This window comes from Gemmatimonadaceae bacterium (genome assembly GCA_035533755.1).
Taxonomy (GTDB): domain Bacteria; phylum Gemmatimonadota; class Gemmatimonadetes; order Gemmatimonadales; family Gemmatimonadaceae; genus JAGWRI01.
The window spans coordinates 105,917-123,879 of the sequence record DATLTC010000030.1 but is presented as its reverse complement, the minus strand read 5'-3'; the positions used below and the strand labels follow the sequence as shown (position 1 = coordinate 123,879).

Below are 17,963 nucleotides of genomic sequence, written 5' to 3'. Positions count from 1 at the left end.
CCGCGCCGCCGAGAGCACCGCCACCACCCCCGACGCGTTGTCCACGGCGCCGGGCGAATCGTTGCCGGTGCCCACGAACATCAGCAGCGCGCCGCCCACCGCGCCCACCGCCCCCGAGATCCACAGTTGCGGCCAGCCGCCAACGCCGGCCACGCCCGCCGCCGAGAGCGCCATGGCGACGACCCACGCCGCGATGGTGAGCGACGCACCCGCGGCGCGCAGCGCCAACGGATATCGCTGGGATTTCGAATCCAGGTGCGCCACCAGCCAGAGGCCGGGCGTTTCGCTGCCCCGCGTGGCCTCGAGGTTCACGCCGCGCGCTCGAGCGGCCGGCACGCGCAACGCCCACGCGCTCGACAGCCAACGCGCGAGTCCGGCCAGCAGCAGGACGCCGGCGGCCGCGGCGGCCAGCGTCCATCCCGCCCCGCGTGCCCGGGCCACCGCGAGCGTGCCGCCGAGCAGGGCGATGGACGTCAGCCCCACGGCCGGCATGCCGCACCGCGCCGGCAGCGCGGAGTACGCGAACGGCTGCTCGCGCACCGCGAATCCCATGTCACGCAACACGCCCGCGCAGTGCCGGCGCGCCGAGGCCAGGTCGTCGGTTCCGGTGAATCGCGGACGGGCCGCGAGCGCGCGCAGCAGCGCGACGTCGTCGGCGGCCGTCACGTTCAGGAAGCGGCCGCGCGCACTCCCTGCGCCAGTAGTTCGCGGACCTTGGCCGCATCCGGCGCGGACAGCGGCCGCAGCGGGCTGCGCACCGGACCGCCGTGCAGCCCCACCGCGTCCATCGCCGCCTTCACGCCGGCCACGCCCAGCGAGCCCACGATCGTGGACGCGAGCAACGCGAGGCGCGCCTGCGCCGCGGCGGCGGCGGCGTCGTCGCGCGCCAGCGTGCGCTCGTACACGGCCAGCGACAGTTCGGGCGCGAACAGCGCGACGGCGAGGATGCCCCCCACCGCTCCGGCACCGAGCGCCGCGTGCAGTTGCGCGCCGCTGCCGGTGAGCACGGCAAAATCCCGGCGCTGCGCATTGATGTACACCGACATCAGGTCGCGATCGCCCGAGCTGTCCTTGATGCCGATGATGTTCCGGTGCGACGCCAGTTCGGTGACGATGGACGGCGAGATCGTGAACCCCACGTACTTGGGGATGTTGTACAGCACCACCGGGATCGGGCTCTCGTCGGCCACGCGGCGGAAGTGGCCGAGCAGGGCGTCGGCGGTCATCGCCGCCGTGTAGTAGTGCGGCGACACCACGAGCACCGCGTCGGCGCCGGCGGCGGCGGCCTGCCGGGCGCGCTGCAGCGTGACGCGCGTGGACTCGGCGCCGGCGCCGGCCAGCAGCAGCCGGTCGCGCGGCGTGACGGCGCGCGCCGCCTCCACCAGCCGGCCGCGTTCCGTCTCGTCGAGCAGCACCGCCTCGCCCGTGGATCCGGCCACGACGATGCCGTGCAGCCCCGCGGCGAGGTGGGCGCGCACGTTGGCCGAGAAGGCGTCGAGATCCAATTCACCCGAGGCGCGATCGAACGTCGAGACGACCGGCGCCAGAATGCCCTTGAGCACCATGGTCACTGGCCCATGAAGTCGAGCCCGCCGGACTGCATGCCCTCGAGCGTCGGCACCTCGGCGGCCGGCGCCGCCGCGGCCTGTGCTTCGGCGTCCTCGATGTGCGCCACCTGCATGGACTGCGACAGGCGGCCGAACATCCGCAGCTTCAATTCGAAGTCCGACGGATTGGTGGACGCGGCCATCGCCGTCTCGAACATGACTTCCTTGGACCGCACGAGGTCGGCGAGGTGCTGGTCGAACGTCTGCATGCCGTACTGCTCGCGCCCCGCTTCGATGTAGTCGCGGATCTCGCCGATGCGCTTGCCGTCGGCGATCATGTCGCGCACCGCGGGCGTGACGATCAGGATCTCGGCGGCCACGGCGCGTCCGTTGCCGTCGCGGCGCTTGAGCAGACGCTGCGACACCACGGCGTGCAGCGACTCGGCCAACCGGATGCGCACCACCTCCTGCTCCTCCGGCGGGAACATCGCCATCACGCGGAGAATGGTGCTCTGCGCGTCGGGCGTGTGCAGCGTGGAGATCAGCAGGTGGCCCGTCTCCGCCGCCTTCATCGCCGTGTCGATCGTCTCGGCGTCGCGGAGTTCGCCGATCATGATCACGTCGGGATCCTGACGCAGCGCCGCCCGCAGGCCCATCTTGAAGTCCGGCGTGTCGAGCCCGATCTCCCGCTGCGTCACCGCCGAGTTGATGTCCTTGTGCTGGAACTCGATGGGATTCTCGAGCGTGAGAATGTGCCGGTTCTCGTGCTGATTGATGTAGTTGACCAGCGCCGCCATCGTGCTCGACTTGCCCGAGCCCGTCACGCCGGTCACCAGGACCATGCCGCGCTCGGCCTGCGCCACCCGGGCCAGCACCGGCGGCAGCCGCAGCTTCTCGAACGTCGGCACCTCGAACGGGATCACGCGCATCACGATCATGAACGTGCCGCGCTGCCGCATGATGTTCACGCGGAACCGGCCGATGCCCGCCGCTTCCCACGAACAGTCATAGTCGGTGAGCTTGTCGATGCGCGCCTTGTCGTCCTCGCTGCTCATCAGGTGGAGCGCGATGGCCCGCGTCTGTTCCGGCGTGAGCGCCTGCTTGGTGAGCGCCACGAGCTTGCCGTGGATGCGCGCCCGGAACACGTCGCCCGCCTTGATGTGGAGGTCGGACGCCCCCCGGTCCACGGCCGCCTTGATGATCTTTTCCATGCTCAGTATCCCGCGTGCTTGTCCACGAGGTTGCGCAACGGCTCACCCCGGACATACCGGCTCCAGTTGTCCGCGAACAGCGTCAGCTGGCGGGGCCAGAAACGCAGGGGGGACACAGCCGACACATGGGGGGTGAGCAGCGCCGAACGAAGCTGCCACAGCGGGCTCGACGGCGCCAGGGGTTCCTCGGCGAACACATCGAGCACCGCCCCGCGCAGCCGCCCCGCTCGCAGCCGCTCCACCAGGGCCGCCTCGTCCACCAGCGTGCCCCGCGCCACGTTCACCACGATCGCGTTGGCCGGCAGCAGGTCCAGCCGGGCCGCGCCCAGCAGCCCGCGCGTGCCCCCCGTGGCCGGCGCCGCCACCACCACCACGTCGGCGCGCGGCAGCTCGGCGTCGATCGCGTCGGGCCCCACCACGCGGGCGAATCCCGGCGGCACACCCTGTTCGGGACGCCGCCGCACGCCCACGCACGTGGCCCCCAGCGCCGAGAACCGCGTGGCCACCTCCGACCCGATGCCCCCCGCGCCGATCACCAGCACGCGGCAGTCGGCCACCTCGCGCAGGGGAGACTCGCCCGACACGAAGAACGACTTGCTCCACGTGCCCGCCCGCTGCTGATCCACCGCCACGTCGAGCCCGCGCAGGAAGTGCATCACCCCGGCGAGCACCGATTCGGCGATCGGCGGGCCATGCACTCCCGCCGAATTGGTGAGCAGCACGTCGCTCGCCACCATCTCGGGAAACAACAGCCCTCCCATCCCGGCGGTGGCGGAGTGGACCCAGCGCAGCCGCGAGCCGGCCGCGAACAGCGGCCGCGAGATGCCGAATCCGAAGTACGCCTCGGCCTGCGCGATCGCGGCCAGCGCTTCGTCGCTCGGCGTCTGCGATCCATCGCCGTCGGACATCGTGGCGGCGCGCACGAAGCGCACGCCCCATCCCGGCGGCGCCGCCGCCCGGATGACCGCCTCGCCCTCCGGCTTCAGCGCCCAATTGCGCGACGTCGACGCCAGATCGACGACGAGCAGTCGCTCGGGATTACCCGACATGGAAGTGGAAGACGTCATCCCGTTTCATCATGTGGTCGCGCGCCTCCTCGAACTGGCGCGACGGTCCGCTGAGCCGCAGTTCGAACGTGCGGTCGCCCACGTGATCGAAGATCGCATGCTCCAACACGCGGATACCCGCCCGGTGGAGCGTGGCCGACACGTCATCGAGGGACGTGCCCGGCTGAGCGCGGATCGTGGCGTTCACGGTGCGCCGCGCCCGCCGCAGCCAGTGCTCCAGCGTCCCCATGCCGCTCAGCACGATCATGACCAGCGCGCCGGCGCCGAGCGCCTGCACGTAGAAGCCGGCCCCCACCGTGGCGCCGATGGCCGCCACCACCCAGATCGTCGCCGCCGAGGTGAGGCCAATGATCGTCCCCCGCGCCTGCATGATCGTGCCCGCGCCAAGAAATCCCACGCCGGTCACGATCTGGGCCGCGATGCGCGTCACGTCGCCATAGGGATGGCCGTCGGGCGAGAATCCGATGTCGCCAACCACGATCGACAGGTGCATGAACAGCGCCGCGCCCACGCAGATCAGGATGTTGGTGCGCAGCCCGGCCGGCTTGCCCGCGACCTCGCGCTCCAGTCCGATCGCCCCGCCCAGCAGGATGGCCACCACGAGCTTGGCCAGCAGCTCCACCTGGAACGTGGCGACGAAGGCCTCCATCAGTCGAGCCCCATCCGCTCGCGCACGTCGCGCATCGTCTGCTGGGCAATGGCGCGGCAGGCGCCGGCGCCGGCGGCGAGCACGTCGTCCACCCGCTCCGGATGCTCCCGCAACTCCGCGGCCCGCCGGCGAATCGGCACCAACTCCTGCTCGATGGATTCGAGCAGCACCTTCTTGCAGTCGATGCACCCCCACCCCGCGGTCGTGCACTGCTCGTACACGTGCTTCACCGTGTCCGGCGGGCTGAAGGCCTGATGCAGGCGGTAGATGTTGCACACCTCGGGGTGGCCCGGATCGGTGCGCTTGACGCGGGCCGGATCGGTGACCGCGGGACGCAGCTTGGCCCAGATCTCCTCGCTCGACTCCAGCAGGCCGATCGTGTTGCCCATGGACTTGGACATCTTGGCCTGGCCGTCGAGCCCCATCACGCGCCGCGTGGGCGCCAGCAGCGGCTGCGGCTCGGGAAAGTAGTCCTCGCCGCGCGCGAACGCCGCGTTCCACCGCCGCGCGATCACGCGCGACAGTTCCAGGTGCTGCACCTGGTCCTCGCCCACCGGCACGAGATCGGCGCGATAGAGCAGGATGTCGGCCGCCTGGAGCACCGGGTACATGAGCAGCCCCGCGCTCACGCTCTCCTGGCGGCTCGCCTTCTCCTTGAACTGGGTCTGCCGCTCCAGCTCGCCCAGCGGCGTGATGGTGTTGAAGATCCACTGCAGTTCGGTATGTTCACGAACGGCCGACTGCACGAACACCGTCGCCACGTCCGGATCCACCCCGGCCGCCAGCAGCGAGGTCGCCATGTCGCGGCGCCGCACGCGCAGCAGGTCGGGATCGTACGCCACCGTGATGGCGTGATAGTCCACGATGCAGATGATCGTCGGGTGCTGGTGCTGCAATTGCACCCAATTCTTCACGGCCCCGAGGTAGTTGCCGATGTGCAGCTCGCCCGAAGGCTGTATTCCGCTGAAAATTCGAGACATTTCGTGAAGCTATGAGCGCACCGGAGCCCTCGCAAGCAACGCCGACACTCCCGGACGCCGCGCGCGTCGAACGCCGCGCGCTCCTGGCCACCTGCGTGGCGGCGGCGGTCCGCGGCGCCGAGATCGTCCGGGCGGGCGCCGCCAACCTGGACCAGCTCACCTGGGACACCAAGTCCCCCGCCGATTTCGTGAGCGACGTGGACCGCGCCTCGGAGCGTGCCATCGCCGGCATCATCGGGGAACGACACCCCGACGCCCGGCTCGTGGGCGAGGAATTCTCCCCCGACGGCGCCGCCGACCTGTCCGGCCTGTCGTTCGTGGCCGATCCGCTGGACGGCACCACGAACTTCCTGCACGGGTATCCGTGGTACGCGGTGTCCATCGCCGCCGTGGTCGACGGCAACCCGGTGGCCGGCGCCGTGCTCAACGTGGCCACGGGCGAGCTGTTCACGGCCACCGCCGGCGGCGGGGCCCGGCGCAACGGCGAACCGATCGCCGTCTCGCGCGAGACCCAACCGCTGCGCAGCCTCATCGGCACGGGGTTCCCGTTCAAGCACGCCCACCTGGTGGAGCCCTACATGGCCAGCCTGCCCACCATCATGCGCGGCACCGCGGGCGTCCGCCGCGCCGGCGCCGCGGCGCTGGACCTGGCCGACGTGGCGTGCGGGCGGTTCGACGCCTTCTGGGAGCTGATGCTCGCCCCCTGGGACATCGCGGCCGGCGTGCTGCTGGTCCGCGAGGCCGGTGGCCTGGCCACCGACCTCCAGGGCGGCCCGGCGCGGATCGGCCATGGCCCGCTCGTGGCCGGCAACCCCGCCATGCATGCGTGGCTGCTGCGCCAGTTGGGAGCCGGATCGGCCATCGGCGCCGCCGGCGGCCGTTGACAGGAGCCCTGCCCGGCAGGTTAACTGCGAACGTCGGCTCCCGCCGCCCTCACCCCCTTCTGCCTCCCGCTCATGCGCCTTGTCGAATGTGTACCCAACTTCTCTGAGGGGCGCCGCCCCGACGTGGTGACCGCGATTCGCGACGCCATCGCCGCGGTGGAAGGCACGCACATCCTCGACGTCTCGTCCGACGCGTCGCACAATCGCAGCGTGATCACGTTCGTGGCGCCGGTGGAGCGCGCCGTGGACGCCGCGCTGGCCGGCATGCGCGCGGCGCGCGAGCGGATCGATCTCACCACGCACTCGGGCGAGCACCCGCGCATCGGCGCCACCGACGTCGTGCCGTTCATCCCACTCGAAGGCACGACGATGGAGGATTGCATCGCGCTGGCGCGCCAGTTGGGCGAGCGCGCGGGGCGCGAGCTGGAGATCCCCGTCTTCCTGTACGAGCGGGCCGCCACGCGGCCCGACCATGAGAACCTGGCCGACGTGCGCCGCGGCGAGTTCGAGGCGTTGCGCGACGAGATCGGCAAGACTCCCGCCCGCACGCCCGACTTCGGGCCGGCCCGCGTGCATCCCACGGCCGGCGCCACCGCGGTGGGCGCCCGGCCCTTCCTCGTGGCCTACAACGTCTATCTGGGTCCGGCGTCCAATCTCCCGATCGCCAAGCAGGTGGCCAAGGCCGTGCGCGGCTCGTCGGGGGGGCTCCGCTACGTGAAGGGGCTGGGCCTCGAGGTGGACGGCCAGGCGCAGGTGTCGATGAACCTCGTGGACACCGAGCAGACGCCGCTCCATCGCGCCTTCGACGTGGTGAAGATGGAAGCCGAAGCGCAGGGCGTGTCGCCCACCTGGAGCGAGATCGTCGGCCTGGTGCCCGAGCGCGCGTTGTTCGAGACCGCGGCGCGCCACCTGCAGCTGCGCGGATTCACGCCGGACGCCGTGCTGGAGCGCAAGGTGCGCGAGGTGGTGACGGGCGGCGTGTCGCTCGCGGCGTTCGTGGGCTCGGTGGCGGGGCCGGCGCCGGTGCCGGGCGGCGGCAGCGTGGCCGCGCACGTGGGGGCGCTGGGCGCCGCGCTGGCGCAGATGGTGGCCGGACTCACCGTGGGACGAAAGAAGTACGCCGCGGTGGACGCCGAGATGCGCGACGTGGCCCGCGACGCGGCGGCGCTGGTGGCCGAACTCTCCACGCTGGTGGACCGCGACGCCGGGTCGTACGCCGCGGTGTCGGAGGCGTACAAGCTGCCGCGCGAGACCGAGGCCGACCAGGCGCGCCGCGCGCAGGCCATCACCGACGCGCTCCTCGGCGCCGCGCAGGTGCCGCTGGAAACGGCCCGCGCCTGCGTGCAGGTGTGCCGGCTGGCGGCCGCCGTGGCCGCCCGGGGAAATACGAACGCCGTGTCCGACGCCGCCGTGGCCGCCCTGCTCGCCGAGGCGGCGTGCAAGGGCGCCGCCTACAACGTGCGCATCAACGTCTCATCGCTCGACGATCCGTCGCGCGGCACGGCGCTGTCGGCCGCCGCGGCCGATCTCGTGGCGCAGGCGGGCGCGCTGAGCGCCCAGGCCACGCAGATGGTGGACCGGGCGATCGGCGGCTGACCCGCGGCGCGCGCTACCGCGTGGGGCCGTAGATGCCGTTGAACAGGAACTTGAAGGTGCCGTGCGGCTGTCCGCGGAACAGGATCTCCGGCCCGAACAGGTACAGGTGGCCGCTGCCCACCCGCGCCGCCGCCACCGCCACCCCGCCCTTCAGGTAGCCCTGGCCCCACGCCCATCCGCTGCGCAGCGGCGTGGCCGAATCGAACCACGCCACGGGCTCGAGGCCGCGCACGCCGGCATCGGGATCGAGGCGGAACACGGGTGAGTTGTCGAAGAACACGTCCACGTGGCGGGCCATGCCGGCGCCGAGCACGCTCGTCGTGTCCACCGTGGTCTCCAGCACGCTGCCCGGCACGTAGAACTGCTCGCCCGTGAGCGGGTGCACGTCGCCGTTGGGCAGGCGCTCCACGAGTTGGTTGCTCAGCGGCAGCCCCAGATCGTACGCGATGCCGGTGGAGCTGCCCACCGCCAGCACCGTGCCGCCGTCCTGCATGAACTCCCGGAGTTGCGGCACCGTCTGCTGCGCCGTCAGGCTGCCCAGCATGTGCTGGTACGCCGCCGGGACGTCGGCCGGTCCACGCCCTCCGCCGCGCCCGCCACGGCTCGCCGCGCCGCTCTGGAACCCGGCGTCCACGAAGATGATCGCGTCGTACCTGGCGCGGAGATTGCCCGCGTCGAGATCCTTGGGATACACCACGTGATATGGAAACTCGAATTGCTCGAGTTCGAACCGCGTCCACCCCGACGGCATCGAGCCGCCGTACTGATCATACAGCGCGATGCGCTGCGGACGCAGTCTGGAGGCGCCGGCGCCCGGCGTCGCCGATACGCCGGTGAAGCTCACGCCCAACTGCGCCGCCGCCGTCCGGATCACGGGCAGCGCCGCGCTCGACGCCGCCACGTAGAACGTGCCGGCGGGGTACGTCGTGCCGCCCGCCGGGAGCGGGCGCTCGAGCCAGTAGACGTCCGCGTGGGCCGCGAGCAGGCGGTTGATCACCGTGAACGCGTCGTTCTCGGCGTGGCTGAACACGAATCCCGCGGCGCCCTCGGCGTTGGCCACCGTCCCCGCCACCGGCCGGGCCAATCCTTCCACCGGCTGGAACGGTCCGTCGAAGCCGTCGAGGATGCGATCGAAGCGCACGCCCATCTGGTAAGCCAGCGTCCACCCCGCGTTGTCATACGGCCGGGTGGGCGACGCGCCGGGATAGGCGAAGTCGTTGGGGTAGTCCTGCGGCTCGAACATGTCGAGGATCTGCGGGCGGAACGCCTGCGCCGTCTTGATGACGTACGAGTCCCGGGGATACGTGCGGCCGTTCACCGTGAAGGCGGCCGTGGCCCGGAGCACGGTCACGCCGTTGTACCGGAGGGCGTTGATGAACCGGGTGACCGTGGGAAAGTCCGGCTGGTCGGACGGCATGATGTAGCCGCGCGGATCGCGGTCGGCCGGATTGTGCAGGATCTGGCCGTACAGCGCGTCGCTCACGGCGCCGCCGCGTCCGCCACGGCCCGCCGCCGCGGCGCCACGCCCATTGGCTGGCCCCCGCTCGGCGGCCGCTGCCGAATCCACCGCGGCGATGCGCGTGGGCGTGGTCGTCCAGCTGTCGCGGCTGCCCCGCTCGATGGAGTTCTTGCCCATCTCGTAGATGCCGTACAGGAATTCGTCGCGGCGCCGCGACGCGATGTCCAGCACCGCGTAGTTGGCGCTCACGGAATAGTCCACCGACTGCTTGAAGTGCCAAACCTGCGGCGCCACGGGATACGGCAGGTCGCCCCGCGGCAACTGCATGGCCGGCACGAACGGAATGCGCGACGGCGTGGGGTTGCCGATCGTCTCCGTGAGCAGCCCGATCATGTTGTGGAAATACACCTCGGTGCGCAGGCCGCCGTTCCACCACGTGGAGTAGCTCGACCCCGAACGCATCGTGAACCCCGGCTTGTGTTCCACGGTGAGCCGGTTGTGGATGGCGGAACCCACGAGGTCGATCCCCATCACCACCAACGGATCGAAGTTGTAGTTGAACGGATCGCGGAACGGCGGCGAGAACATCACGGCGCCCGCCGGCCCCGTCTGATGGTGGTTGTAGACGATCTGCGGGAACCAGTCCCAGTACATCACGCGCGAATCGTTCTGCGTCTCCGGCAGGTTCACCATGTAGAAGTCGCGATTGTCGTCGTGCCCCGCGTACTTCTCGTAGAGCCGCGGGATGCTCATGTTCCGCTTGAGCGTGTCCGGCTCCTGCATGTACCAGTCGGCCACGAGCTGCATCCCGTCGGGATTCACGTTGGTCAGCAGCACGATGTCGTCGCGCAGGATGCGCATCGTCTCGGGGTCGGTGCGCGACAGCAGGTCGTACTGGGTCTGGATGAGCTGCGACGGGCCCAGCACCTCGGTGGCGTGCAACCCGCCGTCGATCCACACCACCGCCTTGCCCTCGTCGGCCAGGGCGTGCGCCTGCGCGTCGGTGAGCCCCTCGGCCAGCGCCAGCCGGCGCGCGATCTCCTGGTAGCGGCTCAGGTGCTTCATGTTCTCCGGCGCCGACACGATGAGCGTGTACTGCGTGCGCCCCTCGGCCGTCTTGCCGATGTCCACGAGCTTCGCCCGGTCGGACTCACGGGCCAGCTTCTGGAGGTAGGCCACGTACTGGTCGTAGTTGGGCAGCCAGTAGTCGTCGCCGATGTCGTGCCCGAACTGCGCCTTGGGGCTGGTGACGTGCCCCTGCGCCTGCAACACGCTGGCGGCGAGCAGGAGCGGGAGGACGAGGGCGCGGGAGAGCGACCGCATCGGGGGGACCTCCAGAGGGGGAACGGTGGCGCCGGCGCGCCGCGGGGGCGCGGCCGGATCACGGGACGGGGACTCCGGAGAGACTACGCCGCCGGCGCGCCGACCGCTGGCCCGCCCCGCTAGGCGGCGGTGAGGATCTGCGGCCCGTCCTCGGTGATGGCCACCGTGTGTTCGAAATGCGCCGACCGCGACCCATCGGCGGTGACGATCGTCCATCGGTCGTCCAGCGTCTTCACCGCGTGGCCACCCACGTTCACCATCGGTTCGATGGCGATCGTGAGCCCGGCGTTCAGCTTGGCCCCGCGGTGCGGCTTGCCGAAGTTCGGCACCTGCGGCTCCTCGTGCATCGCCGCGCCCACGCCGTGCCCCACCAGATCGCGCACCACCGAGAATCCCGCCGCCTCCACCACCGCCTGCACCGCGGCGCCGATGTCGCCCACGTGGCCGCCCACCTGCGCCGCCGCGATCCCGGCCTTGAGCGATTCCTGCGTCACCGCCAGCAGCCGTTTGGTCTCGGCGTCCACCGCGCCTACCGGCACCGTGATCGCGGCGTCGGTGAACAGGCCCTTGTAGCCCACGCCCACGTCGAGCGAGACGATGTCGCCTTCGTGGAGCAGGCGCTTCTTGGACGGGATGCCGTGGACGATCTCCTCGTTGATCGAGATGCAGACGCTGCCCGGGAAGCCGTACAGGCCCTTGAACGCCGGCGTCGCGCCGGCGTGGCTCCGGATGAACTCCTCGGCGATGGCGTCGAGCTCGTACGTCGAGATGCCGGCGCGCACCGACTTGCGCAGGAGCTTGTGCGTGGCGGCCAGGATCTTCCCGCCATGGGCCATCAGGTCGATCTCGCGGGGCGACTTGAGCTTGATCATCAGCGGAGCGCCTCGAGCGCGCGGGCCGAGACGGCGTCCACCGTCCCCACCGCGTTCACCGTCACGACCTTGGTGCCGTGCGTCCGATACCAGTCGAACACCGGCTTCGTCTGCGCCTCGAACACCGCCAGCCGGGTCCGGATGGCCTCCGGCTCGTCGTCCTTGCGCCGCATCAGGCGGCCGCCGCACTTGGGGCACGGATCGCCCACGGCGCCGGTCATGTACGGCGTCTGGCAGCCGGCACACACCAGCCGGCTGCTCAGGCGGTGCACGATCTCGTCGTTGGGCACGTCGAAGTTGACCACGGCGTCCACCTGCCGCCCCAGCGCGCGCAGGGCATCGCGCATCCCTTCGGCCTGCGGCACGGTGCGCACCACCCCGTCGAGGATCACGCCCTTGGCGTAGGCGGGGGCCGACAGCGCCTGTCCCACGATGCCCAGGATCACGGCGTCGGGCACCAGCGCGCCCTTGTCCATGTAACCCTTGGCCTCGAGGCCGAGGGGCGTACCCGCCTGGGCGGCCGCGCGGAGCACGTCGCCGGTGGCGAGGGTGGGCACGCCCAGCGATTGGGCGAGCCGGGGGGCTTGCGTGCCCTTCCCGGAACCGGGCTTACCAAACAGGACGATGTTCATGACTCGAAGAATGGCACAGAACACGCGCGGGGGGAATGGAACGCAAAACCCCGGCACGAGGTTGCTCGTGCCGGGGTTCGCGACTGCAGGATCTGGGGCGCACCGGCCGCGGCCTTAGAACCCGCCGCCCAGGTTCGACGCGCCGCCGCGGGATTTGACGCGGCCCTTCTTCATGAAGCCGTCGTATTTCCGCAGGAGCAGGTGCTGTTGCATCTGCTGCAGCGTGTCGAGCGCCACGCCGACCACGATCAGCAGCGACGTGCCGCCGAACACGAACGGGACGTTGACGAGTTGCGTGAGCCAGATCGGGAACAGCGCGATCGCGGTGAGGAACAGCGCGCCGGGCAGCGTGATCCGCGACACGACCGCGTCGATGTACTCCGCCGTCTTGGCGCCCGGCTTCACGCCGGGAATGAACCCGCCCTGCTTCTTCAGGTTCTCCGCCAGGTCCACCGGATTGAAGATGATGGACGTGTAGAAGTACGTGAAGAACATGATCAGGATGCCCGACGCGGCGTAGTACCAGCCCGAGCCCGGCGCGAACAGGTCCGCCATGTCCTTGAGGCGCTGGTTGCCCATGAACTGCGCGATCGCGGCCGGCACGACGATGACCGACTGGGCGAACACGATCGGCATCACGCCGGCCGCGTTGATGCGGAGCGGGATGTAACTTCGCGACGCCTCGCGCATGCGCCCGCGCGCCATCGTGCGCTGCGGAATCTGGATGAGCACCTTGCGGGCGCCGATCGTGACCAGCACCACGCCGGCCACCACGGCCACCATGATCACCGTGACCACGAGCAGCGAGAACGCGCCCACCGCGCCCGTAGTGAGGTAGGTGTACGTCTGGCCGATGCCCGGCCAGATGCGTTGGACGATCGAGAAGAAGATCATCAAGCTGGCGCCGTTGCCGATGCCGTTCTCGGTGATCTGCTCGCCCAGCCACATCACGAAGATGGCGCCCGTGGTGAGGAAGAACGTCATCTGCAGGCGGAAGAGCAGGCCCGGGGCCGCCACCACGCCCGGCAGCCCTTCGGCGAACATCGCGAACCCGTACCCCTGCACCGCGGCCAGGGCCACCGTGCCGTAGCGGGTCCACTCGTTCACTTTCTTCCGGCCCTCTTCGTCCTTCTGCATCTTCTCCACCTGCGGCACCACGGCGCCGGCAATCTGGAAGAAGATGCTCGACGAGATGTACGGCATGATGCCGAGGGCGAACACGGTGGCCCGCGACAGCTGGCCGCCGGTGAACAGGTCGTACAGGCCGAGCAGGCTGCCGCCACCGCCGGACTGATTCTTGAAGAAGTCCATCAGCCCCACCGGATTCACGCCGGGGGACGTCACGTGCGCGCCGATCCGGTAGATCAGCAGGCACAGCAGCGTGAACAGGATCTTCTCCTTCAGCTCGGGGGTGCGGAACAACCCCTGAACCGCCGCGACCGGGTTCGTCTGCGCCATGTTACTCCTCGACGCGGCCCCCGGCCGCGACAATCTTTTCGCGGGCGCCGGCGCTGACCTTGAGTCCGCGCACCGTCACCGCCTGCGTGATCTCGCCATTCGCCAGGATCTTGCCGGGGCCCTTCTTGGCCCGGATCAGACCGGCGACGACGAGCGTCTCGGTGGTGATCTCGGTGCCCGCCGGCAGCTGCGCCAGGTCGTTCAGCCGCACGATCTGCGACTCGACGCGGAACGGATTGGTGAACCCGCGCTTGGGCAGGCGCCGCGTGAGCGGCATCTGGCCGCCCTCGAACTGCGGCTTGCCGCCGCCCGGGCCGTGATGGCCGGCGCGCGCCTTCATGCCCTTGTGGCCCTTGCCCGATGTCTTGCCCGTGCCCGAGCCCGGACCGCGGCCCAGCCGCTTGCGGTCCCGATGCGCGGCCGGTGCGCCCGCCAGATTGTGCAGGCCGATCTTTTCCGAGTTGCTCACCTGATCACCCCTCCACCGGCGTCACTTCGATGAGATGACGCACCTTCTTGATTTGACCGCGCAGCGACGGGGAATCCTGGTGCACGACGGCATCCTGGTGGTGCTTGAGCCCGAGTGCTTCGAGCGTCAGGCGCATGCGCCAGGAATGGCCGATCTCGCTCCGCACCTGGCGGATGCGCACCTTCCCCTTCGTCATGTCGTTCTTCGCAGTGTGCTTCGGCCCCTTGGTGGGGTGCCACACGAACGTCCGCGGCATTAGACGGCCTCCTTCATCCGGGCCCGCGAACGGTACCCGAGGCTCGCCGGCTCCACACCGCGCTCGCGCGCGATCTGTTCCACGGTCGTCAGATGCTGCAGCCCGTCCATCGCCGCCCGCACCATGTTGTGCGGATTCGTCGAGCCGAGGCTCTTCGTGAGAATGTCGGACACGCCCGCGCACTCCATGACCGCGCGCACGGCGCCACCGGCGATCACGCCGGCACCGGGCGCGGCCGGCTTCATCAACACGCGGCCGGCACCGAAGTGACCCGTCACCGCATGCGGAATCGTCGCTCCCGTGAGCGGAATCTGCACCATGTTCCGGCGCGCCGCCTCGACGGCCTTGCGCACGGCCTCGGAGACTTCGTTGGCCTTGCCCGACGCGAAGCCGACCTTGCCCTGTCCATCGCCCACCGCGACCAGCGCGTTGAACGAGAACCGCCGGCCGCCCTTCACGACCTTGGCCACGCGATTGATCGCGATCACGTTCTCGATGAGATCGCTGCCCTCGCCGCGGTCGCCGCGGGCATCGCCGCCACGACCGCCGCCCCGCGCATCGCGACCACCACCTTCACGATTGCCGCCGGGACCGCGGCCACCGCCGGGTCCACGCGCGCCGCCGCCAGGGCCGCCGCGTCCGCGACCACCGCCGCCGCCGCCGGGCCCACCGCGTCCACCGGGGCCACCACCGCCGCCCGGGCCGCCACGGCCACGACCGCCGCCGCCGCCACCACCGCCGCCACCGCCGCCACCGCCGCGGCGCGGGGCCGGACTCGACTGGCCCGGCTGGGTATTCGTCTCGGGACTCTGATTCTGTTCCATGTTAAAACTCCAGACCGCCCTCGCGGGCGCCGTCGGCCACCGCTTTCACGCGGCCGTGGTACTTGTATCCGGCGCGGTCGAAGACCACGCGCGTGATTCCCGCCGCTTTCGCCTTCTCGGCGATCGTCTTGCCGACCGCCGCCGACCGCTCGGACTTCTTGCCCTCGCTCACCGCCTGGCTGGTCACCGTGACCAGCGTGCGGTTGGACGCATCGTCCACGAGCTGCGCATAGATGTGCTTGAGCGAGCGGAACACCACGAGCCGCGGCCGCTCGGCCGTGCCCGTGACCGTCTTGCGGACCCGAAGGTGCCGGCGGACGCGCTTCTCGGAGCGCGTCTTTGGAATGATTGCCATTACTTGCCTCCCGCCTTGCCGGCCTTCCGCCGAACCTGTTCGCCCGCGTACTTGATGCCCTTGCCCTTGTAGGGCTCGGGGGGACGCAGGTTGCGCAGTTCCGCCGCCACCTGGCCCACGATCTCCTTGTCCGCGCCGTCGATCAGGATCTGCGTGGGCTGCGGCGCGGTGAGCTTGATGCCCTTGGGAGCCTTGTACTCGATCTGGTGCGAGAATCCGAGCGCCAGCTGCAGGCCGTACGGGCGCACTTCGGCCTTGTAGCCGACGCCCGTGATCTCGAGCTGCTTCTGATAGCCCTTGGTCACGCCCTCGACCATGTTGAACACCAGCGTCCGCGACAGGCCGTGCAGCGCCTTGTGGCGCTCCTCGTCCGACGGGCGGGTGACCTTGAGCACATCCCCTTCCAACGTGATGCCGATGTCCCGGTGCAGCGTGCGCGACAGCTCGCCCTTGGGTCCCTTGACCTGAACCGACGAGCCGTTGAGCGTCACGGTGACGCCCTTGGGCACCGGGATCGGCAGTCTTCCGATACGCGACATGGTGCCCCCTACCAGACGAAAGCGAGGAGCTCGCCGCCGGTGCGCTTGGCGCGCGCCTGGCGGTCGGACATCAGCCCCTGCGAAGTGGAGAGGATGGCAACGCCCAGCCCGTTGCGCACCCGCGGGATCTCCGTCACGCCCACGTACCGGCGGAGGCCGGGCGTGGACACGCGCTGGAGATTGCGGATCACGGATTGGCCGCCCGCGTATTTCAACCGCACGCGCAGCAGCTTCTTGCCGTCCTCGGTCTCGATCGTCTGGTAATCCTGAATGAAGTTCTCCTCCTTCAGGATCCGCGCGACCTCGGTCTTCATCTTGGATACCGGCATATCGACGCGGCGGTGCTTCGATCCGCAGGCGTTGCGGATCCGCGTCAGCATGTCGGCGATCGGATCAGTCATGCTCATGGTGTTCGTCCTGTTCTTCCGTCGTATCCACTCGCGCGGACGTGCGGAAATTGAAATGTGAACGTTGCAGCAACAACCATAACGGTAGGACGGTAGGACTGAGTGACGGTTGGACGGTAGACTGCGTTTGCGGTGTTCCCGTCCTACCGTCCTACGGTCCTACGGTCCCATCGTCCTACCAGCTCGCCTTCCGCACGCCCGGGATCATCCCGTTCAGCGCCAGCTCGCGGAAGCAGATACGGCACAGGCCGAACCGCCGCAGGAACGCCCGCGACCGGCCGCAGCGCCCGCAGCGATTGTGCTGCCGCACCGCGAACTTCGGCTTCCGCTTGCTCTTCTCGATCATGGCCTTTCGAGCCATCGCAATCTCTCCAGGTTTGGACGGCGCCTAGAGCAGGCGCCCGCCCTTCTTGTCTTCGCCCTTGAAGGGCATGCCCAGTTCTTTCAGGAGGCCCAGCGCATGGTCGTCGCGCCCGGCGGTGGTCACGAACGTGATGTCCATGCCGTGGATCTGCTCGACGTCGTCGTAGTTGATCTCCGGGAAGATCATCTGCTCCTTGACGCCCAGCGAGTAGTTGCCGCGCCCGTCGAACGACCGCGTGGTGAGGCCACGGAAGTCGCGCACGCGCGGGATCGCCACCGAGACGAACCGGTCGAGGAATTCCCACATGCGCGCGCCGCGCAGCGTCACCGCCGCCCCGATCTCCTGGCCCTGCCGCAGCCCGAAGTTGGCGATCGACTTCTTGGCGCGCTTGCGCACCGGCAGCTGCCCGGTGATCGTCGCCAGTTCGTCCACCACCACGTCGAGCGCCTTGGGCTGCTTGATCGCCTCGCCCAGGCCGACGTTGAGCACGATCTTGGTGAGCGTGGGCACCTGATGCGGATTGGTGAATCCGAACTGCGCCATCAGCTTGGGCCGCACGGTGTCCCGATAATAGATGCGAAGCCGCGGCGGCGGCACCGGCAGTCCGGCGCCCGCGTGGGCCACGCGCGCCTTGGCCTCGCGCCCGCCGCCCTTCTTGCCGCTCTTCGCCTGCTTTTCCTTGGTTGCCATGGTCTATCGTCCTCGCTCAGCGCTTCGGATGTGGAATGGCATCCCCGCTCTTCACGCTGATGCGTTCCTTGGTGCCGTCGTCGTCCACGCGCACCCGCGTCCGCGTCGGATCGCCCGACTTGGGATCGAGGAGCATGACGTTCGACGCGTGAACCGGCGCCGAGATCTCCACGATGCCGCTCTGCTCGTCGGCGTTCCGGGCCCGCCGGTGACGCTTCACGATGTTGATGCCCTCGATCAGCACGCGCCCCGTCTTGGGGTACACGCGGAGCACCTTGCCTTCCTTGCCCTTGTCGTCGCCGCGCACCACCTGCACGGTGTCGCCCTTGACGACGCCGATCGGCGAGCGCTCGCGGTTGTCGGCGTGCCGCTTGCGGTTCA

Annotated in this window: 22 protein-coding genes; 2 read left to right on the top strand and 20 right to left on the bottom strand. The window is 70.0% G+C overall.

The genetic code is table 11. The features are described 5' to 3' along the window. From VNE60_05570 to trpS, 6 genes are all read right to left on the bottom strand, one after another. A partial coding sequence (locus VNE60_05570; GenBank protein HVB30978.1) for a hypothetical protein occupies positions 1–666 on the bottom strand: 666 nt, incomplete at its 3' end. 2 nt (positions 667–668) lie between these two features. Beyond that, positions 669–1,565, bottom strand: coding sequence for a dihydrodipicolinate synthase family protein (locus VNE60_05565; GenBank protein HVB30977.1), 897 nt, complete (start codon positions 1,563–1,565; stop codon positions 669–671). A gap of 2 nt (positions 1,566–1,567) precedes the next feature. Further along, positions 1,568–2,758, bottom strand: coding sequence for a PilT/PilU family type 4a pilus ATPase (locus tag VNE60_05560; protein ID HVB30976.1), 1,191 nt, complete (start codon positions 2,756–2,758; stop codon positions 1,568–1,570). 2 nt (positions 2,759–2,760) lie between these two features. Beyond that, positions 2,761–3,807, bottom strand: coding sequence for a D-2-hydroxyacid dehydrogenase (locus VNE60_05555; GenBank protein ID HVB30975.1), 1,047 nt, complete (start codon positions 3,805–3,807; stop codon positions 2,761–2,763). Then, positions 3,797–4,474: an MgtC/SapB family protein gene (locus VNE60_05550; protein HVB30974.1), complete on the bottom strand. Its 678-nt coding sequence runs from the start codon at positions 4,472–4,474 to the stop codon at positions 3,797–3,799. The genes VNE60_05555 and VNE60_05550 overlap by 11 nt, the downstream gene beginning before the upstream one ends. Continuing rightward, positions 4,474–5,454 (bottom strand): tryptophan--tRNA ligase, encoded by a 981-nt coding sequence (gene trpS, locus VNE60_05545; protein HVB30973.1) that lies wholly within the window; start codon positions 5,452–5,454, stop codon positions 4,474–4,476. Before trpS ends, VNE60_05550 begins: the two co-directional genes overlap by 1 nt. 11 nt (positions 5,455–5,465) lie before the next feature. On the opposite strand from trpS, the gene VNE60_05540 reads away from it, so the two are divergent. Both VNE60_05540 and ftcD read left to right on the top strand, forming a co-directional pair. Further along, entirely contained in the window at positions 5,466–6,338 is an 873-nt protein-coding gene (locus VNE60_05540; protein HVB30972.1) for an inositol monophosphatase family protein, read from the top strand. A 72-nt stretch (positions 6,339–6,410) separates the two neighbouring features. Next, entirely contained in the window at positions 6,411–7,934 is a 1,524-nt protein-coding gene (ftcD, locus tag VNE60_05535) for a glutamate formimidoyltransferase (GenBank protein HVB30971.1), read from the top strand. Between the two features lie 13 nt (positions 7,935–7,947). Here the strand turns inward: ftcD and VNE60_05530 are convergent, their stop codons facing one another. The 14 genes from VNE60_05530 to rplX form a co-directional block, all read right to left on the bottom strand. Further along, on the bottom strand, positions 7,948–10,716 hold the full coding sequence (locus VNE60_05530; GenBank protein HVB30970.1) for a M14 metallopeptidase family protein: 2,769 nt from the start codon (positions 10,714–10,716) through the stop codon (positions 7,948–7,950). Positions 10,717–10,835: 119 nt separating this feature from the next. Beyond that, complete coding sequence (gene map / locus VNE60_05525; protein HVB30969.1) at positions 10,836–11,588, bottom strand: type I methionyl aminopeptidase; 753 nt, start codon at positions 11,586–11,588, stop codon at positions 10,836–10,838. Then, a complete protein-coding gene (locus VNE60_05520) occupies positions 11,588–12,220 on the bottom strand; it encodes an adenylate kinase (GenBank protein ID HVB30968.1) in 633 nt (210 codons plus the stop codon). Before VNE60_05520 ends, map begins: the two co-directional genes overlap by 1 nt. A 114-nt stretch (positions 12,221–12,334) precedes the next feature. Further along, positions 12,335–13,678: a preprotein translocase subunit SecY gene (secY, locus tag VNE60_05515; GenBank protein ID HVB30967.1), complete on the bottom strand. Its 1,344-nt coding sequence runs from the start codon at positions 13,676–13,678 to the stop codon at positions 12,335–12,337. A gap of 1 nt (position 13,679) precedes the next feature. Next, positions 13,680–14,129 carry a 50S ribosomal protein L15 gene (gene rplO, locus VNE60_05510; protein ID HVB30966.1) on the bottom strand — a complete coding sequence of 150 codons (450 nt, stop codon included), beginning with the start codon at positions 14,127–14,129 and terminating at the stop codon, positions 13,680–13,682. A gap of 22 nt (positions 14,130–14,151) precedes the next feature. Beyond that, positions 14,152–14,328, bottom strand: coding sequence for a 50S ribosomal protein L30 (gene rpmD, locus VNE60_05505; GenBank protein ID HVB30965.1), 177 nt, complete (start codon positions 14,326–14,328; stop codon positions 14,152–14,154). Between the two features lie 74 nt (positions 14,329–14,402). Continuing rightward, positions 14,403–14,900, bottom strand: a complete 498-nt coding sequence (rpsE, locus tag VNE60_05500) for a 30S ribosomal protein S5 (protein HVB30964.1) — start codon at positions 14,898–14,900, stop codon at positions 14,403–14,405. Further along, positions 14,888–15,157, bottom strand: a complete 270-nt coding sequence (locus VNE60_05495; protein HVB30963.1) for a hypothetical protein — start codon at positions 15,155–15,157, stop codon at positions 14,888–14,890. The genes rpsE and VNE60_05495 overlap by 13 nt, the downstream gene beginning before the upstream one ends. A 71-nt stretch (positions 15,158–15,228) precedes the next feature. Further along, positions 15,229–15,582, bottom strand: coding sequence for a 50S ribosomal protein L18 (rplR, locus tag VNE60_05490; GenBank protein ID HVB30962.1), 354 nt, complete (start codon positions 15,580–15,582; stop codon positions 15,229–15,231). Further along, positions 15,582–16,121, bottom strand: coding sequence for a 50S ribosomal protein L6 (gene rplF / locus VNE60_05485; GenBank protein ID HVB30961.1), 540 nt, complete (start codon positions 16,119–16,121; stop codon positions 15,582–15,584). Before rplF ends, rplR begins: the two co-directional genes overlap by 1 nt. Positions 16,122–16,129: 8 nt before the next feature. Continuing rightward, positions 16,130–16,528: a 30S ribosomal protein S8 gene (gene rpsH / locus VNE60_05480; protein ID HVB30960.1), complete on the bottom strand. Its 399-nt coding sequence runs from the start codon at positions 16,526–16,528 to the stop codon at positions 16,130–16,132. Between the two features lie 175 nt (positions 16,529–16,703). Beyond that, a complete protein-coding gene (locus tag VNE60_05475; protein ID HVB30959.1) occupies positions 16,704–16,889 on the bottom strand; it encodes a type Z 30S ribosomal protein S14 in 186 nt (61 codons plus the stop codon). Between the two features lie 27 nt (positions 16,890–16,916). Beyond that, positions 16,917–17,582, bottom strand: coding sequence for a 50S ribosomal protein L5 (rplE, locus tag VNE60_05470; protein HVB30958.1), 666 nt, complete (start codon positions 17,580–17,582; stop codon positions 16,917–16,919). 16 nt (positions 17,583–17,598) lie between these two features. Further along, entirely contained in the window at positions 17,599–17,922 is a 324-nt protein-coding gene (gene rplX / locus VNE60_05465; protein HVB30957.1) for a 50S ribosomal protein L24, read from the bottom strand. Positions 17,923–17,963: the final 41 nt, after the last annotated feature.

What these genes read in the sequence shown, in the direction of transcription:
- VNE60_05565 (HVB30977.1), bottom strand. Translation starts at nt 1,565, where the DNA reads ATGGTGCTCAAGGGCATTCTGGCGCCGGTCGTCTCGACGTTCGATCGC.
- VNE60_05560 (HVB30976.1), bottom strand. Translation starts at nt 2,758, where the DNA reads ATGGAAAAGATCATCAAGGCGGCCGTGGACCGGGGGGCGTCCGACCTC.
- VNE60_05555 (HVB30975.1), bottom strand. Translation starts at nt 3,807, where the DNA reads ATGTCGGGTAATCCCGAGCGACTGCTCGTCGTCGATCTGGCGTCGACG.
- VNE60_05550 (HVB30974.1), bottom strand. Translation starts at nt 4,474, where the DNA reads ATGGAGGCCTTCGTCGCCACGTTCCAGGTGGAGCTGCTGGCCAAGCTC.
- trpS (HVB30973.1), bottom strand. Translation starts at nt 5,454, where the DNA reads ATGTCTCGAATTTTCAGCGGAATACAGCCTTCGGGCGAGCTGCACATC.
- VNE60_05540 (HVB30972.1), top strand. Translation starts at nt 5,466, where the DNA reads ATGAGCGCACCGGAGCCCTCGCAAGCAACGCCGACACTCCCGGACGCC.
- ftcD (HVB30971.1), top strand. Translation starts at nt 6,411, where the DNA reads ATGCGCCTTGTCGAATGTGTACCCAACTTCTCTGAGGGGCGCCGCCCC.
- VNE60_05530 (HVB30970.1), bottom strand. Translation starts at nt 10,716, where the DNA reads ATGCGGTCGCTCTCCCGCGCCCTCGTCCTCCCGCTCCTGCTCGCCGCC.
- map (HVB30969.1), bottom strand. Translation starts at nt 11,588, where the DNA reads ATGATCAAGCTCAAGTCGCCCCGCGAGATCGACCTGATGGCCCATGGC.
- VNE60_05520 (HVB30968.1), bottom strand. Translation starts at nt 12,220, where the DNA reads ATGAACATCGTCCTGTTTGGTAAGCCCGGTTCCGGGAAGGGCACGCAA.
- secY (HVB30967.1), bottom strand. Translation starts at nt 13,678, where the DNA reads ATGGCGCAGACGAACCCGGTCGCGGCGGTTCAGGGGTTGTTCCGCACC.
- rplR (HVB30962.1), bottom strand. Translation starts at nt 15,582, where the DNA reads ATGGCAATCATTCCAAAGACGCGCTCCGAGAAGCGCGTCCGCCGGCAC.
- rplF (HVB30961.1), bottom strand. Translation starts at nt 16,121, where the DNA reads ATGTCGCGTATCGGAAGACTGCCGATCCCGGTGCCCAAGGGCGTCACC.
- rpsH (HVB30960.1), bottom strand. Translation starts at nt 16,528, where the DNA reads ATGAGCATGACTGATCCGATCGCCGACATGCTGACGCGGATCCGCAAC.
- VNE60_05475 (HVB30959.1), bottom strand. Translation starts at nt 16,889, where the DNA reads ATGGCTCGAAAGGCCATGATCGAGAAGAGCAAGCGGAAGCCGAAGTTC.
- rplE (HVB30958.1), bottom strand. Translation starts at nt 17,582, where the DNA reads ATGGCAACCAAGGAAAAGCAGGCGAAGAGCGGCAAGAAGGGCGGCGGG.